We start from the raw sequence: 14570 nt of genomic DNA, 5'->3' as shown, positions 1-14570 counted from the left end.
CTGAGTTCATCGTGGCACGATGCGTCCGCGGCGCGGGGCTATCCGATCAGAACATCTGCCAGTCCGACGCACCGTCGGGCTGGGTGTACATGGCGCCGTCGGTGTTCTTGATGACCACGGCGTCGCCACTGCCGAAGTTGTCGAAGAACCACTGGGCGTTGGCCGGGCTGAGGTTGATGCAGCCGTGGCTGACGTTGCTCTCACCCTGGTCGCCGACGGACCACGGCGCGCTGTGCACGAAGATTCCGCTGTTGTCGATGCGCACCGCGTCCTGGACCTTGAGCTTGTAGCCCTCGCCGGACGGATCATCGACGGGCACTCCGTAGGTCGAGGAGTCCATCACGATGTCGGCGAACTTCTCCAGCACGTAGTAGGTGCCGTTCTTGGTGTCATAACCGGGCTTGCCCATCGAGACGGGGAACGTCTTCTCCAGGACACCGTTGCGATGGACCTCCATCTGCTTGGTGTCGTTGTCGATGGTCGCGACGAGTTGCTCGGGGACGCTGAACGACGACTTGGTGCCGGCGGCGTCGATGGTGACGACGGTGCCGGCCGGCCAGAAGTCCTGCGGTCGCCAGCGCAGCTGAGTGTCGCTGACCCAGTAGAACCTGCCGGGAACCGGCGGGTTGGACGAGATGTGGACCGCGTCCTGCGCCATCTGCCGGTTGGCGATCGGGCGCGCGAAGTTGATGTAGATCGGCTTGGCCGCGCCGACGATGGAACCGTTGGTCGGGTTGAACGACGGCGGGATGAACGGGGGCTGGCCGACGAACGGGTTGGGGTTCTGCCCGGCCGGGGTGCCCTCCGGGATGGGCAGCGGGTCGCCGGGGATCACGGCCAGCGGGTTCCTCGTCGTCGGGCCCGTCGTCGTCTGGCCTGTCGTCGCCTGGCCTGCCGCGGGAGCACCGGCCGGAGCGGGCGGGGCCAGCGGATTCTCGAAGACGAACGGGTTCGCCGGTGGTGGAGGCGGCGGGGCCGGCGCAGGTGCGGGCGCGGGTTGTGCCAACGCCGACGGAGCGCCGAGTGTCAGCCCTGCGATCACGCCTGCTGCCATGAACAGGGCGAAGACCCGGCTCCTGTTTCGCTGCCGCATGCAATTACCTCCAGTCCAGCGACTGACCCCAGTGTGGCACAGCACCAAGATCGATCCCGCTGGCGAACGTGTTCGCCGGACCCCGGCACCCTCGGCACGGAGGGTCATGACCTGCCCTGATGATCGCCTCGGCAGGTCCGCGCGTTACTCAGGTCAGTTTCGACGAGGAAGCGGCAGCGAGACGGCCGAGAGCCCTGGCCGGCGCCGACCCACGTCCCGACACCCCCTTCCGTCACACCTATCCGCTTTTCTCAGCAGAAGTACGAGAGACCCGCTGCTAAGCGCGGATACCTGTGACTGCTGGGACACCCCGAGCACCCAGGCGGACACTGGAACACATGATCGTCGCGTTCAGCATCAGTCCCACCGGCGCAGACGGCACAGGCAGCGTCGGTGACGCGGTCGCCGAAGCCGTCCGCATCGTCCGGGCATCAGGTCTGCCCAACGAAACCAATGCCATGTTCACCAACATCGAGGGCGAGTGGGACGAGGTGATGGCCGTCGTCAAGCAGGCCGTCGATGCGGTGGCCGCGGTCTCCCCGCGGGTCAGCCTGGTGCTCAAGGCCGACATCCGGCCCGGCTACACCGGCCAGCTCACGGCCAAGGTGCAGCGCATCGAGGACGCGCTGGACTGACGCCCGCCGTCCCCGCCACCCCGTCACACCTTCGGCGGGGGGTCAGGACCGGACCAGTCGGGCGATCGCCGCAGACGCCTCGGCGAGCTTGGCGTCGGCTTCCGCGCCACCCGCGGCGACGGCGTGGCTGACGCAATGGCCTAGGTGTTCGTCGAGCAGCCCGAGCGCCACCGACTGCAGCGCGCTGTTGACCGCGCTGATCTGGGTGAGGACGTCGATGCAGTACTTGTCCTCGTCGATCATCTTGGCGATGCCGCGCACCTGGCCCTCGATGCGGCGCAGCCGCTTGGCGTAGTTCTCCTTCTGCGCCGAATAGCCGTGGGCGCCGTCATCCGGTGCGGTCGCCTCGCCCTCGGCCGCGATGTTGGTTTCCGTCACGGCATGCCCTCCAGAATCTGCGTCATCTTCTCGATCTGCCCCCGCTGCCCGGCGGCGATCGTCTCGGCGATGCTGATGGCGTCGACATTGGCGCCGTCGGCGATCTCGGCGTCCGCGATCTCGATCGCGCCGCGGTGCTGGCTGATCATCGACTGCAGCCACAGTCTGTCGAACTCGGGGCCGCTCAGCGAGCCGAGACGCGCGACGGTCGCCTCGTCGATCGTCCCCGGGGTGGCCTGCCCGGCGTCGGGCGCTTCGGACCCCTCCGGCCCGGTGCGGATGTCGGGGTTCTCGTTCCACTGCACCAGGAACACGTTGAGGATGTTCATCTCCGGCTGGGCAACCGCGATGATCTGCTCGGCCAGCGCCACCAGGTCCGGGTTGCCGGACTTCTCCACCGCCGTCCTGGACAAGTCGATGGCCTGGGCGTGGTGCGGCACCATGGCGTTCGCGAACGCGATGTCGGCCTCGTTGTAGCCCGACGGCTCCCCGGTGATCAGCGGCGCCTCGGATCCGTCCGATGCGTCGGAGCCGTCCGCCGGCGCCTCGCCTGCGCCACTGCAGCTGGCAAGCAGCAGCACCGCGGCCAGCACGGCGGTCAGTCGCGCGATCAACGTCGTCATGCGCCCCAGCGTACTAGTACCCCACGGGGGTATCGGCGGTGGTTTGGAGGGGACAAACGCCGGGCGCATAATCTCCGCATGCCCTCAGAGCCCACCGATCCCGGTATCGACATCAAGCCCCGCAGCCGCGACGTCACCGACGGCCTGGAGAAGGCGGCCGCCCGCGGCATGCTCCGCGCGGTCGGGATGGGCGACGACGACTGGGTCAAACCGCAGATCGGGGTCGGGTCGTCGTGGAACGAGATCACCCCGTGCAACATGTCGCTGCAGCGACTGGCGCAGGCAGTCAAGGGCGGCGTGCACGAGGCCGGCGGGTTCCCGCTGGAGTTCGGCACGATCTCGGTGTCCGACGGCATCTCGATGGGCCACGAGGGCATGCACTTCTCGCTGGTCTCCCGTGAGGTGATCGCCGACAGCGTGGAGACCGTCGTGCAGGCCGAGCGCCTCGACGGCACGGTGTTGCTGGCCGGCTGCGACAAGTCGATCCCCGGCATGCTGATGGCCGCCGCGCGCCTGGACCTCGCGTCGGTGTTCTTCTACAACGGCTCGATCATGCCGGGCACCGCCAAGCTCACCGACGGCACCGAGAAGGAAGTCACGATCATCGACGCCTTCGAGGCGGTCGGGGCCTGCGCGCGCGGGCTGATGTCCCGCGAGGACGTCGACATCATCGAGCGCGCGATCTGTCCCGGTGAGGGCGCGTGCGGCGGCATGTACACCGCCAACACCATGGCCTCGGCCGCCGAGGCGCTCGGAATGTCGTTGCCGGGCAGCGCATCCCCGGTGGCGATCGACAAGCGGCGCGACGAGTTCGCACGCCGCTCCGGCGAGGCCGTCGTCGGGATGCTGCGCCGCGGCATCACCGCCCGCGACATCCTGACCAAGGAGGCCTTCGAGAACGCGATCGCGGTGGTGATGGCGTTCGGCGGTTCCACCAACGCGGTGCTGCACCTGCTCGCGATCGCCTACGAGGCCAACGTCAAGCTGGCGCTGGAGGATTTCACCCGCATCGGGCAGAAGGTGCCGCACCTGGCCGACGTGAAACCGTTCGGCCGTCACGTGATGAAGCACGTCGACGAGATCGGCGGTGTGCCGGTGGTGATGAAAGCCCTGCTGGATGCCGGTCTGCTGCACGGGGACTGCCTGACCGTGACCGGGCAGACCATGGCCGAGAACCTGGCCCACATCGCGCCGCCGGACCCGGACGGCAAGGTGCTGCGGGCGATGAACAACCCGATCCATCCGACCGGTGGCATCACGATCCTGCACGGTTCGCTGGCGCCCGAAGGCGCGGTGGTCAAGTCCGCCGGCTTCGACTCCGACGTGTTCGAAGGCACGGCAAGGGTTTTCGAGCGTGAACGGGCCGCTCTGGACGCGCTCGAGGACGGCACGATCACCCACGGCGACGTCGTCGTGATCCGCTACGAGGGCCCCAAGGGCGGACCCGGCATGCGCGAGATGCTGGCGATCACGGGTGCGATCAAGGGCGCCGGTCTCGGCAAGGACGTGCTGCTGATGACCGACGGTCGGTTCTCCGGCGGCACCACCGGCCTGTGTGTCGGCCACATCGCGCCCGAGGCGGTCGACGGCGGCCCGATCGCGTTCGTGCGCGACGGCGATCGGATCCGTCTCGACGTCGCCAACGGCACCCTCGACATCCTGGTCGACGAGGCGGAGTTCGAGTCGCGCAAGGCAGGTTTCGAACCCCTGCCGCCGCGCTACACCACCGGCGTGCTCGCCAAGTACACCAAGCTCGTCGGATCGGCGGCAGTCGGGGCGGTGTGCACCTAAGCACCGATTCGACTGTGCGCGCGCACTGAACGTGCAAGCATCTCTGCCCAGAAGACGCTTTTCCTCCGGGCGGAGACGGCATGATTCGAGCGATTGCCGCGCTGGCGGCACTACTGGTCGGTTCGAGCGTGGGGCCGTGGGTCCCGTCGGCGGCCGCCGCCGACGGCGACCGGACCGTCCGGTTCCAGGACGGGCAGATCCGGTGCCTGCTCAGTGCCGATTTCGAGGGCCGCGGGTTTCCTGCGGCGGTCTGCGGCAGGACCGACGGCAAGCAGTTCATGGTGGCGCCGGCCAAGCAGAACCTCTCGGTGGTGCAGGGCGGCGGCGAACTCTACTTCATCCAGGGCACCATCCCCGGGCCCGAATCCGGCGATGTGGTGCTGGGCACCGGGCAGACCTATAGCGCGAACGGATGGACGATCACCACCGAGGAACTCCGTGCCCTGATCTACTACGACATCGGCCGCCACGGGGTGCGGATCAATCCGGTGGAAGTGGCCCCGATCTGGCTGTGAGCCGCCTGCCAGGGGAACAGCAGTGCTGCCCGCCGCCGATGCGCAGCCGCGGCTTCTAGAATGTCGCCGTAGGCCGCAGGACCGGACATCGGGCGGAGGTGCGAGCGATGGCGACGGCGTTCCCGGACACCGCGACGCTGGAAAGCGTGCTCGACCTCGCCGCGTACGCCCCGTCGGTAGGCAACACGCAGCCGTGGCGGTGGCACGTCGACCACCGCGGCGTCCAGCTCTCCGCCGACTGGAGCCGCCGACTGGGCGACACCGACTCCGACCGGCGCGACGTGGTCATCAGCTGCGGCGCCGTGCTGCATCACTGCGCGATCGCGTTCGCCGCCATCGGGTGGTCGAGCCGGATCCTGCGCATGCCCGCCGACGGGATGCTCGCGGCGGTCGAACTCGACCAGCGGCCCGCAGGCGCCGGCACCCGAGAGCTGGCCGACACCATCGCCCGCCGGCGCTCCGACCGGCGGCCGTACCGGGGTCCCCTTCCCGCCGGCACCGTGGAGCTGCTCATGCTCCGCGCGGAACGCTTCGGCGTTGCGCTGGCCGTCGTGCCGACCATCCGGTGGGGCAGGGCCGGTGACGACGAGTTCACACTGCACTACGGCGACGACCCGCCCGGCCACCCCGGCGATGACGCGGTGATGCTCGTGCTGGCGACCGACACCGACACCGACAGCGACCGGCTCCGCGCCGGCGAGGCACTCAGTGACCTGACGCTGTCGGCGACCGCCCTCGGGCTGGCCACCTGCCCGCTCACCGATCCGCTGCGCGACACCCGCAACCGTCTGGCGCTGGCATGCGAGGTGTTCGACGGCGAGGCCTGTCCGCAGGTCCTGATCCGGCTGGGGGTGCGTGCGGCCGGCGACCCGCTACCGCCGACGGAGCGGCGCTCCGTCACCGAGACGACGACTTTCAACCTCAACTGAGGCGGCCCAGCAGCAGCACCGGGCCCAGCGCCACCGCGGCGACGGCCCCGATGACAGCCAGCGTGGGGTAGCTGGTCTGTGCGACCACCAGACCCGAGAACAATCCGCCGGCAGCGCCTGCGAGGGCGATGAACAGGTCCACGGTGCCTTGCGTTTTCGCGCGGGTGGCGACGGGGGTGGCGTTGGTGATGGTGGTGGTGCCTGCGACCAGCCCGAGGCTCCAGCCCAGGCCGAGCAGGGCCAGCGCGACGGCCAGCGCGGCCACCGAATGCGGTGGGGCGAGCGCGGCGAGGACACCGGCGGCGATCAGCGTCAGCGCGGCCAGGCCTGCGGTCGCGGTGGGGCCGAAGCGGTCGACCAGGTAGCCCGAGACCGGCGCGGGCAGATACATGGCGGCGACGTGAATCGAGATGACCAGGCCGGCCGCGGCGAGGTCGTGCTGGTGATGCTGCATGTAGACCGGAGTCATGGTCATGACGGCGACCATCACCAGCTGGGTGATCATCATGACCGCCGCACCGGCGAGCACTGCGCGCCGGCAAGACGAGGCGGCCGTCACATCCGAATCACGTTGCACAGCAGTCGGTTCGGCTTCGCGAACCCGCGCGGCCAGCTGCAGGGGGTCAGGCCGTAGCAGGCTCCAGATCACGATGCCGGCCGTTCCGTAGGCCACCGCGGCCAGCAGGAACGGACCCGCGAGCCGGGGCACCGCCAGCATCTCGGCGAGGTCGCCGAGAACGCCGACGAGGTTCGGGCCGATGACCGCTCCGAGGGTCGTGGCCACGAGCACGGTGCTGATCGCGCGGGCGCGGTGGTCGATGCGGGCCAGGTCGGCGCCGGCGTAGCGGGCCTGGAGGTTGGTCGCGGTGCCCGCCCCGTAGACGAACAGGGTGACCAACAGCAACGGCACGTTGTCGATGACCGCGGCCGCCACGATGCCGACGCTGCCCAGGGCTCCGGTGAGGTACCCCGCCGCCAGTCCGGTGCGGCGGCCGAGGCGCTGAGACAGTTGCCCTACCACGGCCGCCGCGGCGGCCGAACCGATGGTGAACAACGCGCTGGGCAGGCCCGCCAGCCCGGTGGAGCCGAGCATGTCCTGGGCCAGCAACGCGCCGACGGTGACGCCGGCGGCCAGACCCGCGCCGCTGAAGATCTGAGCGGCGACCAGGACGCGCAGGGTGCGCTTCTGGATCGCCTCGAGTTCGGCACTGCTCGGCGCGGCAGCATCTGGCGGGGTCACAGTGTCGATCTTCCCGGCGGTCCCTGTTCGCTGATCCGGGGGCGGCCACAGACCCGACAGTGCGATGAGGCCCGCCGCGGCGACGACGCCGGCGTTGAGGTTCAGCGCGTCACGAGCTCTTGACCTTCTGCACCCGCTTGCGCAGACCCTCGGTGGCGGTGTCCATCAAGCCCTTGGCGCCCTTCTTGATCAGGAATCCGGGCAGCGGCACCGTCGGGTCCACGGTCAGCTCGAACCGCACCCGGGTCTTGTCGCCCTCCGCGGTCAGTGTGTAGCGGGCGTCTTGTGCGCGTTGCTGTTTCGAGCTGACCAGGGTCCAGCTGACCCCGTCGTCGTGGACGGTGTAGTCGAGCACCTGCTCATCGCTGACCCCGACGATCTTGACGACCTGCCGGGACCGGGTGGGCCGGCCCTGGTCGTCACGGTCGAGCACCTCGACCTCCTGGTGCGCCGACGACGACTCGGTCAGGGACTCCAGATCGAACAGGACCTCCATGATGTCCTGCGGCGATGCGTCGATCACGGTTTCACGGGATTCGGTGACGGCCATGCCCCATAGTTGCCGCGGTCAGCTCGTTCGAAACCGCACCGCCAGATTCTCGATGCGGCGCAGCGCGATCGCGAGCACCGGCAGGTACGCGGGCGCCCACAGCGGCGAGCTCATCCACACCCGGCTGCCGTCGCCGCGGGGTTCCACCCCATGCCGGGTCGCGGGCACCCCAGCCACCCGCCAGCCCCAGGTGCGGCCCTGGTCCAGTTCGGAGATCACGAACGGCAGCGGCACGCCGACCGGGGTCCACACCCGGCCCGTCGCACCCAGTTCGAAGGCCGAACCGTCGAGTCCGGCGCCGGCCACCGTCGGCCCCCACCGCGGCCACGCGTCCAGATCGGTCAGTACGTGCCACGCGGCATCCGCCGACGCCTCGATGTCCCTGCTCACCGTCCACATGCGCGGGGCATACCCGAACGCGTCGCTAACCCAACCTGGCGTGCAGGGCGGGCAGGAACGCGGCCAGGTGATTCATCTCCTGCGCGCAGTGCACCAACAGATCCCGCGGGTCGGGCAGCCGGCGTTCCGCGACGGGCCGAACCACGGTGTTGGCCAACAGGTTTCCATGGCGCACCCCGGTATACGGGCCGCCGAGCCAAAACCGGGACCGCATTTCGGCGCCGGTGGGTGTCGCGCGGACATGGTGGATCAACCAGCCGATGTCGACCGGCGTCTCGGACGAGCCCGGCGCGCGCACACCGCGACCGAATCACCGAGCCGGGATTCGTCGATCCCGAGCGTGCGCGGCGCGACGAATCGGATCGCGGCCCTGGTGTAGGCGGATCCGAGGTACTCCTCGACCAGGCAGGTGCGGCCGGTGTAGTGGCCGTCGCCGCCGCCGTCGGCCCACCGCGCCGCCACGTGTGCGCGGGGATGCCACAACTTGTAGCGGCGGCTGTCGCTGCCATGCCAGCCGAACCACCAGTCCCACATCCCGGGGGCCACCCCGGGCATGTCGGTGAGCACCGACACCTCAGACGCTCCGTTGGCCAGCCGGCCGTACCCCGTTTCGGTCGGGTGGTATCCGTCGTCGAGAAGTGTTGCCGCGCTGTTGAATCCGAGCAGCAGCGGGGCGGCCTGCGGCCCGTGGTGCAACGCGTCGACGACGTGGACGGGCAACGGCGCCATCTGCGGGTCGAAGAACGCACCGTAGTCGGTGGCGCCGTCGTCTGCCCGGTACCCGAGATAGGCCCGCCCCATCGGAGGACCTCCTAGTCGACGACCGCGAGGGCGAAACCGTCCCAGCCTTTGGCGCCCACGGTCTGTATCGCCGCGGTGTCCAGCCGGGGGTGGGCGCCCATCATGTCGAACATCGCGCGAATCGCGCCGGCCTGCCGGTCGTCGGGTGCCGGGTCGAGCACGCGGCCGTTGCGGGCGATGTTGTCGACGACGACCACGGTGCCCGGCCGGCCGAGCGCGACGGCCCACTCGACGTAGGAGACGTTGTTCTCCTTGTCGGCGTCGATGAACACCAGGTCGTAGGTGTCGCCGCGCTGCTGCAGCCTCGGCAGCGAGTCCAGCGCGGCGCCGACGACGATCTCGACCCGATCGCTCACCCCGGCGCGCTCGAGGTTGCGCCGGGCGATCTCGGCGTGCGCGGGTTCGTATTCGAGGGTGACGACGGTGCCGTCGGGGCCGACCGCGCGGGCCAGCGAGATCGTGCTGTAGCCGGCCAGGGTGCCGATCTCGAGCACCCGGCGCGCCCCGGCGATCTTCACCAGCAACGCCAGCAGTTTCGCGTGCTGTGCGGAGACCTCGATCGCGGGCATGCCGGCGGCGTCGCCGGCCTTTCTGGCGGCGCGCATCCCGTCGTCCTCGCTGTGCAGCACGCGGGTGAACAGGTCGTCCAGAGATCCCCAGTCGGGCGTGGTCACGGGATCGACGCTACTTCACGCCTTCCTTGGCGTACACGACGCGCAACACGTACGCGGCCTCCGGGCCCATCACCGCGGCGGCCAGCTCGCAGAACGTCGCGACGAACGCAGGCCCGTGCGGCGGGACGGTGTCGCACAGGTGGTGGGCGATCTCGTGCAGCACCACCAGCTCCCGCAGCGCCCAGGTGCTGCGGCCCTCGGGCACCGCGATCGTCGCGGCGTCCCCCGCGCGCTCGTAGTGCGCGGCCGTGACGCCCCGCCTCGGCCGCACCGCCAGCGGCGCGACCGCCGGCCACCGGTCCCGGACCGCAGGATGGGCCAGCACACCGTCGACGTAGGTTTGCACCGCCTCGGCCGAAGCGAACCGGGCCTCCGGCGGCAGGGTCAGCTGCGCGCCGAAGAAGTCGAGCACCGGATTTCCCCGCTGCGCGGCGCGGTCGAACATGGTGCGCACGAATTCCTCGGCGGCGTACACCTTTGCGCGCTGCGCGTCCCGGGTCATCTCTCCAGCGCTGACCGCGCTCCCGCCAGCTCGGTCTCACCGCCCAGCCGGGCCCGGCGACCGGCGCGGTCACCGGCGCGCCGCGCCGCCGACGAGTAGCCCGCAGTGGCGCTGGTGGCGCGCCACGTGCCGCGCGCCCTCGACGTCTGGCGGTAGTAGTCCTTGAGCTCAAGGTCCTTGTTGCGCAGCGCGATCGCGGTGCCCGGGACACTGTCCGGCCCGCTGGTGGCGGCGCGCTGCGCTTCCTCGCGCGCCTCGGCGAGCCGCTGCCCCACCCGGGCGCCGAACGCCAGCTGGAAGTTCAGCCGCGCCGTGATGGTGGGGGTCGGCCTGTGCGCGCCGGAGGCGATGTAGTCCTTGGACGCGCGCACCATCTGCATGACCAGGCTGGTGTAGAGGGCGTGGGTGGTGTCGATGTCCTCGGCGAACCCGTAGGCGTACACGAACGTCGAGTTCGACGCGACGTCACATTTGACGTCGTTGGCGGCGGCGATGACCACGAACAGCTGCACGTAGGTGCGCAGCCCGCGAGCGCCGGGCTCACCGATGGTGATGGTGCGCTGCACCGGGGTCTGGGTTCGGCTGCGCCGGTCGGTGTGGCTGCGCGCGACCGCTAGGTCGATCGAGGTGGCGGTGGCCAGCCGCTGCGCGGCGGCCATGAACGCGTCGGCCTCGTGCGGGTTGTCGGTGCCCTCGGCCTGGCGCAGTAGTGCCGCGATGCGGGCCAGCATCTTCTCGTCTGTGCTCATGCCGGCGACGGTAGGGATTCGGTACGACGTTTCACTGCCCTGCAGTATCCCTTATCCCCAGACCGGCGTTTCTCCACAGGCAGCGGGCTTACTTGCCGGCGAAGGCGTCCAGCGCGGCCACCAGCTGCCCGGACAGCGGTTCCTGGTTGGCGTAGTTGGCGATGTTGTCGGTCGGGTCCTCGCGCAGCACATGGTTGACACCCTTGAGTTCGACCAGCGTCAGGTCGGTGTGCTGCAGCGCCGCCACCAACGGACCGATGGTGTCGCAGCGCGACTGGTTGTCCGAGTCCGAGCAGGTGAGCAGCACGGGTGTGCCAGCGGGCACCGCGGCGGCGAGCTTCACCGGGTCGATCTTGTCCGCCTCGGCCACCGCGGCGACGTTGCCCGGGTTCACGATCGCGGTGAGCCCGTCGGGCAGATCCGCCGGGACGGTGCCGTTGGCGCGGATCTCCTCGACCGCGGCCTGCCAGGCCGCCAGCGTCTCCGGCGAGCCGTCGGCCTTCACGCGGTCGGTGATGATGTCGAGATAGCGCCCGGGCAGGGGCTGGAACAGCCCCAGCGAATGGACCTTCGGCGTGCCGGGATCGGTGTCCCCGGCCAGCGCCAGCGCGTGGATCGTGCCCTCCCCCAGCGCGTACACCGACGCCCGGGCCGGGTCGGTGGACGGCCGCCCGGCCAAGAACGTGAAAGCCGCCTCGGCGCCCGCGGTGTACACGGCGCTGACGACGTCGGCCGGCCGGTCCTTGTACGGACCCAGCCCGGTGCGCCCGGTACCCACCTTGTCGTACCGCAGGCTGGCCACGCCGCGCTCGGACAGCAGCTCGGCCAACTGGCGCATGTTGCCGATCGGGCCGGCCACCTGGTTGTCGCCGTTGCGGTCGGTGCCGCCGCTCTCGGAGATCAGCAGCGCCGCGGGCACGGGATCCCCTCCGGTGCGGTGCCGGTAGGTGCCGTGCAGCGTCAACCCGTCAGCGTCGAACGTCACCTCCTCGTCCGTCCACACCGCCGGGTCCGTCGAGGAGTCCGACGAGCAGCCCGAAACCAGAAGCAGCACCGAAAGCGCCACCGCAGCAAGGATTCTCACAGCTTCGACTCGATCCAGGCGGTGACGTCGTCGAGCACCACGTCCTTCTCGGGCTCGTTGAACACCTCGTGGTAGAGGCCCGGATACTCCTTGAGGTGCACGTCGGCCGACCCGATGCAGTCGATGAGTTTGCGGCTGCCCTGCACCGGGATCAGCCGGTCCTTGTCGCCGTGCACGACCAGCAGCGGGGCGGTGATTGCGCCGGCCCGCGCCGGCATGGTCTCACCGACACCGATCAGCGCACGGCCCACGCCGGCGGGCAGCTTGCCGTGGTGGACCAGCGGGTCGTTCTCGTAGGCGGCGACGACCTGCGGGTCACGCGACACCGCGTCGGCCGGCAGGTTCTCGACGGGCAGGCCGGGTGCGATGCGGCCCAGCACCTTGGCCAGCAGCACCATCACCGGCGACACCGAGGCGTGCGCGTCGACGGCCGGTCCGGACAGCACCATCGCGTGGTAGTCGTCGGGATGCTCGACGCCGTAGGTGAACACGATGCCGCCGCCCATGCTGTGCCCGAGCACCACCCGTTTCAGGCTCGGCTGCTCATCGGCGGCGATCCGGACCAGGGTGTGGAAGTCCCCGGTGTACTCGGAGATGTCGCGCAGGTAGACCCGCTTGCCGCCGGAGCGGCCGTGGCCGCGGTGGTCCAGCGCATAGGTGACCAGTCCCGCCTCGCCGAACCGGGCGACGACGTGGTCGTATCGGCGGGCGTGCTCGGCGTACCCGTGGGCCAGCACGACCACGCCGCGCGGCGGCTCCTGCGGGGTCCACACGTCGTACACGATCCGAACGCCGCCGACGCCGTCGAAACTGCGCTCGGTGTGGGTCACAACCATGGCAGCGAGACTAGCGTTCCACGAGGCGCCCAACAGGACCTGGACTTGTCAGTGACGCTGCGTAAGCTGCTGAACGTGACGGCCACGGCTCTCGACGGCAACCTCGACGACTTCGCCGACAAGGGTGCCGCGGACGCCTTTCTCGCCGATGCGCAGCGGTACCGGCGGGAACTTCTGGCGCACTGCTACCGGATGACCGGTTCACTGCACGACGCCGAGGATCTGGTCCAGGAAACCTATTTGCGGGCGTGGAAGTCGTACAAGGGTTTCCAGGGCAAATCGTCGGTGCGCACCTGGCTGTACCGGATCGCCACCAACACCTGCCTGACGGCGCTCGACGGCAACAAACGCAGGCCGCTGCCCAGCGGGCTGGGCCAGCCGGCCTCGGATCCGACCGGTGAGCTCACCGAGCGCCACGAGATCAGCTGGCTGGAACCGCTGCCCGACGCTCCGCGCGAAGACCCGTCCGACCCGTCGGTGATCGCCGAGTCCCGAGAGGCCGTGCGGCTGGCGTTCGTCGCGGCGCTGCAGCATCTGCCCCCGCGCCAGCGTGCGGTGCTGGTGCTGCGTGAGGTGCTGCAGTGGAAGGCCGCCGAGGTCGGCGAGGCGGTCGGCACGTCCACCGCGGCGGTCAACAGCCTGCTGCAGCGGGCTCGCGCGCAGCTCGACGAGATACAGCCCGCCCGTGACGATCGGCCGGTGCCGCCGCAATCCCCGGAGGCCGCCGAGACGCTGACCCAGTACATCGCCGCGTTCGAAAGCTACGACATGGACCGGCTCGTCGGGCTGCTCACCGCCGACGCGGTGTGGGAGATGCCCCCGTTCGACGGCTGGTATCAGGGCCCGGCCGACATCATCACGCTGGCGAAGGTGCACTGCCCGGCCGAGAAGGCCGGCGACATGCGGTTCCTGCAAACCACGGCCAACGGTCAGCCGGTGGCCGCGCTCTACATGCGCAACCCGGAAACCGGTGTGCATGAGGCCTTTCAACTGCATGTGCTCGACATGTGCGAGTCCGGCATCGCGCACGTGGTGGCCTTCATGGACACCGAGCTGTTCGCGAAGTGCGGGCTGCCGGCCACACTCTGACACCCCGCCCCACTGACCGGCGGGCCGGACGGCTAACCGGCGGACGGGGCGGCCCGTAGCCGGCCGAGGATGGTCTGCAGCGCCGCGCCGAACTCTCGCTGCTGGGTCTCGGTGAGCCCGTCGAACACCACCGAGCGGACCAGGTCGACGTGTCCGGGCGCGGCGGTCTGCAGCGCAGAAAGCCCCGCGTCGGTCAGGGTGACGGTCGCTCCGCGGCGGTCGTCGCCGTCGCCCTCCCGCTCCACCAGCCCGCGCCCCCGCATGCGGCGCAGCTGGTGGGACAGCCGGCTCTGCTCCCAGCCGATGAGTCTGCCGAGTTCGTGGATGCGCATCGGCCCGCGCTCGGACAGAGCTACCAGCACGTCGTAGTCCGCCAGCGACAGCTCGCAGTCCTGCTGCAGCTGGCGGTGCATCGCCGTATGCAGCCGGCTGGCCGTCGCCAGGTAATCACGCCAGATCAGCTGCTGCTCGTCGCTGAGCCACTCCATGGACCCACCCTAGCCCCGGAATACATGACACATCATCAATGTTGTCGGTCGCAGGACAGCCACCTAGCCCGGATTTTTCGTGGAATGTTGACTGTGGGGGTGTGTAGATAAGCGAAAGTGCCTGTCCTGCAAGGAATAATTGGACTTCTCTACGGTTCAAAAACCCTGACGGGAAGGCACTTCGCAGGTGAAGA

At 69.8% G+C, this 14570-nt stretch carries 17 protein-coding genes and 1 pseudogene; 5 read left to right on the top strand and 13 right to left on the bottom strand.

The window, feature by feature from the left end; genetic code table 11:
• Nucleotides 1–46 precede the first annotated feature (46 nt).
• Complete coding sequence (locus tag ACTWP6_RS09830; protein WP_260756301.1) at nt 47–1093, bottom strand: L,D-transpeptidase; 1047 nt, start codon at nt 1091–1093, stop codon at nt 47–49.
• A 338-nt stretch (nt 1094–1431) separates the two neighbouring features.
• On the opposite strand from ACTWP6_RS09830, the gene ACTWP6_RS09825 reads away from it, so the two are divergent.
• Nucleotides 1432–1728: a thiamine-binding protein gene (locus ACTWP6_RS09825; RefSeq protein WP_443187516.1), complete on the top strand. Its 297-nt coding sequence runs from the start codon at nt 1432–1434 to the stop codon at nt 1726–1728.
• Nucleotides 1729–1770: 42 nt separating this feature from the next.
• On the opposite strand, the gene ACTWP6_RS09820 is transcribed toward ACTWP6_RS09825, so the two are convergent.
• Both ACTWP6_RS09820 and ACTWP6_RS09815 read right to left on the bottom strand, forming a co-directional pair.
• The gene (locus ACTWP6_RS09820) at nt 1771–2091 is read right to left on the bottom strand and encodes a metal-sensitive transcriptional regulator (RefSeq protein ID WP_260757887.1); all 321 of its coding nucleotides are present in this window, start codon (nt 2089–2091) and stop codon (nt 1771–1773) included.
• Nucleotides 2092–2102: 11 nt separating this feature from the next.
• The gene (locus tag ACTWP6_RS09815; protein WP_260756299.1) at nt 2103–2729 is read right to left on the bottom strand and encodes a DUF305 domain-containing protein; all 627 of its coding nucleotides are present in this window, start codon (nt 2727–2729) and stop codon (nt 2103–2105) included.
• Between the two features lie 78 nt (nt 2730–2807).
• Here ACTWP6_RS09815 and ilvD point away from each other — a divergent pair, with 78 nt between their 5' ends.
• The 3 genes from ilvD to ACTWP6_RS09800 all read left to right on the top strand — a co-directional run bounded on the left by ilvD (nt 2808) and on the right by ACTWP6_RS09800 (nt 5964).
• Nucleotides 2808–4520: a dihydroxy-acid dehydratase gene (gene ilvD / locus ACTWP6_RS09810; protein WP_260756298.1), complete on the top strand. Its 1713-nt coding sequence runs from the start codon at nt 2808–2810 to the stop codon at nt 4518–4520.
• A gap of 80 nt (nt 4521–4600) precedes the next feature.
• Nucleotides 4601–5035 carry a hypothetical protein gene (locus ACTWP6_RS09805; RefSeq protein WP_443187515.1) on the top strand — a complete coding sequence of 145 codons (435 nt, stop codon included), beginning with the start codon at nt 4601–4603 and terminating at the stop codon, nt 5033–5035.
• A 107-nt stretch (nt 5036–5142) separates the two neighbouring features.
• Nucleotides 5143–5964: a nitroreductase family protein gene (locus tag ACTWP6_RS09800; protein ID WP_260756296.1), complete on the top strand. Its 822-nt coding sequence runs from the start codon at nt 5143–5145 to the stop codon at nt 5962–5964.
• Here ACTWP6_RS09800 and ACTWP6_RS09795 read toward each other — a convergent pair.
• The 9 genes and pseudogenes from ACTWP6_RS09795 to ACTWP6_RS09755 form a co-directional block, all read right to left on the bottom strand.
• Entirely contained in the window at nt 5957–7204 is a 1248-nt protein-coding gene (locus tag ACTWP6_RS09795; RefSeq protein WP_443187514.1) for an MFS transporter, read from the bottom strand. The genes ACTWP6_RS09800 and ACTWP6_RS09795 overlap by 8 nt on opposite strands.
• A 109-nt stretch (nt 7205–7313) precedes the next feature.
• Entirely contained in the window at nt 7314–7754 is a 441-nt protein-coding gene (locus tag ACTWP6_RS09790) for an SRPBCC family protein (RefSeq protein ID WP_443187513.1), read from the bottom strand.
• Nucleotides 7755–7772: 18 nt separating this feature from the next.
• The gene (locus ACTWP6_RS09785) at nt 7773–8153 is read right to left on the bottom strand and encodes an SRPBCC family protein (protein ID WP_260756293.1); all 381 of its coding nucleotides are present in this window, start codon (nt 8151–8153) and stop codon (nt 7773–7775) included.
• 25 nt (nt 8154–8178) lie between these two features.
• Nucleotides 8179–8954: pseudogene (locus ACTWP6_RS09780) on the bottom strand (DAPG hydrolase family protein).
• Nucleotides 8955–8965: 11 nt separating this feature from the next.
• Nucleotides 8966–9628: an O-methyltransferase gene (locus ACTWP6_RS09775; RefSeq protein ID WP_443187512.1), complete on the bottom strand. Its 663-nt coding sequence runs from the start codon at nt 9626–9628 to the stop codon at nt 8966–8968.
• A gap of 10 nt (nt 9629–9638) precedes the next feature.
• Nucleotides 9639–10130 carry a TIGR04338 family metallohydrolase gene (locus ACTWP6_RS09770; protein ID WP_443187511.1) on the bottom strand — a complete coding sequence of 164 codons (492 nt, stop codon included), beginning with the start codon at nt 10128–10130 and terminating at the stop codon, nt 9639–9641.
• Nucleotides 10127–10879 (bottom strand): DUF2786 domain-containing protein, encoded by a 753-nt coding sequence (locus ACTWP6_RS09765; RefSeq protein WP_260756289.1) that lies wholly within the window; start codon nt 10877–10879, stop codon nt 10127–10129. The genes ACTWP6_RS09770 and ACTWP6_RS09765 overlap by 4 nt, the downstream gene beginning before the upstream one ends.
• Nucleotides 10880–10967: 88 nt before the next feature.
• The gene (locus tag ACTWP6_RS09760) at nt 10968–11963 is read right to left on the bottom strand and encodes a hypothetical protein (protein ID WP_443187510.1); all 996 of its coding nucleotides are present in this window, start codon (nt 11961–11963) and stop codon (nt 10968–10970) included.
• Nucleotides 11960–12799 (bottom strand): lysophospholipase, encoded by an 840-nt coding sequence (locus ACTWP6_RS09755; protein WP_443187509.1) that lies wholly within the window; start codon nt 12797–12799, stop codon nt 11960–11962. Before ACTWP6_RS09755 ends, ACTWP6_RS09760 begins: the two co-directional genes overlap by 4 nt.
• A 45-nt stretch (nt 12800–12844) precedes the next feature.
• On the opposite strand from ACTWP6_RS09755, the gene ACTWP6_RS09750 reads away from it, so the two are divergent.
• A complete protein-coding gene (locus ACTWP6_RS09750; protein WP_443187508.1) occupies nt 12845–13888 on the top strand; it encodes a sigma-70 family RNA polymerase sigma factor in 1044 nt (347 codons plus the stop codon).
• A 32-nt stretch (nt 13889–13920) separates the two neighbouring features.
• On the opposite strand, the gene ACTWP6_RS09745 is transcribed toward ACTWP6_RS09750, so the two are convergent.
• Nucleotides 13921–14376 (bottom strand): MarR family winged helix-turn-helix transcriptional regulator, encoded by a 456-nt coding sequence (locus ACTWP6_RS09745; RefSeq protein WP_260756285.1) that lies wholly within the window; start codon nt 14374–14376, stop codon nt 13921–13923.
• Between the last annotated feature and the right edge of the window lie 194 nt (nt 14377–14570).

Origin of the sequence: Mycobacterium sp. 4D054 (assembly GCF_052245755.1) — a bacterium.
In the GTDB taxonomy this organism is placed as follows: Bacteria; Actinomycetota; Actinomycetes; order Mycobacteriales; family Mycobacteriaceae; genus Mycobacterium.
Note: the sequence above shows the minus strand (reverse complement) of the source record. Positions and strands in the feature narration are given on the sequence as shown.

What these genes read in the sequence shown, in the direction of transcription:
- ACTWP6_RS09830 (WP_260756301.1), bottom strand. Translation starts at nt 1,093, where the DNA reads ATGCGGCAGCGAAACAGGAGCCGGGTCTTCGCCCTGTTCATGGCAGCA.
- ACTWP6_RS09825 (WP_443187516.1), top strand. Translation starts at nt 1,432, where the DNA reads ATGATCGTCGCGTTCAGCATCAGTCCCACCGGCGCAGACGGCACAGGC.
- ACTWP6_RS09815 (WP_260756299.1), bottom strand. Translation starts at nt 2,729, where the DNA reads ATGACGACGTTGATCGCGCGACTGACCGCCGTGCTGGCCGCGGTGCTG.
- ilvD (WP_260756298.1), top strand. Translation starts at nt 2,808, where the DNA reads ATGCCCTCAGAGCCCACCGATCCCGGTATCGACATCAAGCCCCGCAGC.
- ACTWP6_RS09805 (WP_443187515.1), top strand. Translation starts at nt 4,601, where the DNA reads ATGATTCGAGCGATTGCCGCGCTGGCGGCACTACTGGTCGGTTCGAGC.
- ACTWP6_RS09800 (WP_260756296.1), top strand. Translation starts at nt 5,143, where the DNA reads ATGGCGACGGCGTTCCCGGACACCGCGACGCTGGAAAGCGTGCTCGAC.
- ACTWP6_RS09790 (WP_443187513.1), bottom strand. Translation starts at nt 7,754, where the DNA reads ATGGCCGTCACCGAATCCCGTGAAACCGTGATCGACGCATCGCCGCAG.
- ACTWP6_RS09785 (WP_260756293.1), bottom strand. Translation starts at nt 8,153, where the DNA reads ATGTGGACGGTGAGCAGGGACATCGAGGCGTCGGCGGATGCCGCGTGG.
- ACTWP6_RS09770 (WP_443187511.1), bottom strand. Translation starts at nt 10,130, where the DNA reads ATGACCCGGGACGCGCAGCGCGCAAAGGTGTACGCCGCCGAGGAATTC.
- ACTWP6_RS09765 (WP_260756289.1), bottom strand. Translation starts at nt 10,879, where the DNA reads ATGAGCACAGACGAGAAGATGCTGGCCCGCATCGCGGCACTACTGCGC.
- ACTWP6_RS09755 (WP_443187509.1), bottom strand. Translation starts at nt 12,799, where the DNA reads ATGGTTGTGACCCACACCGAGCGCAGTTTCGACGGCGTCGGCGGCGTT.
- ACTWP6_RS09745 (WP_260756285.1), bottom strand. Translation starts at nt 14,376, where the DNA reads ATGGAGTGGCTCAGCGACGAGCAGCAGCTGATCTGGCGTGATTACCTG.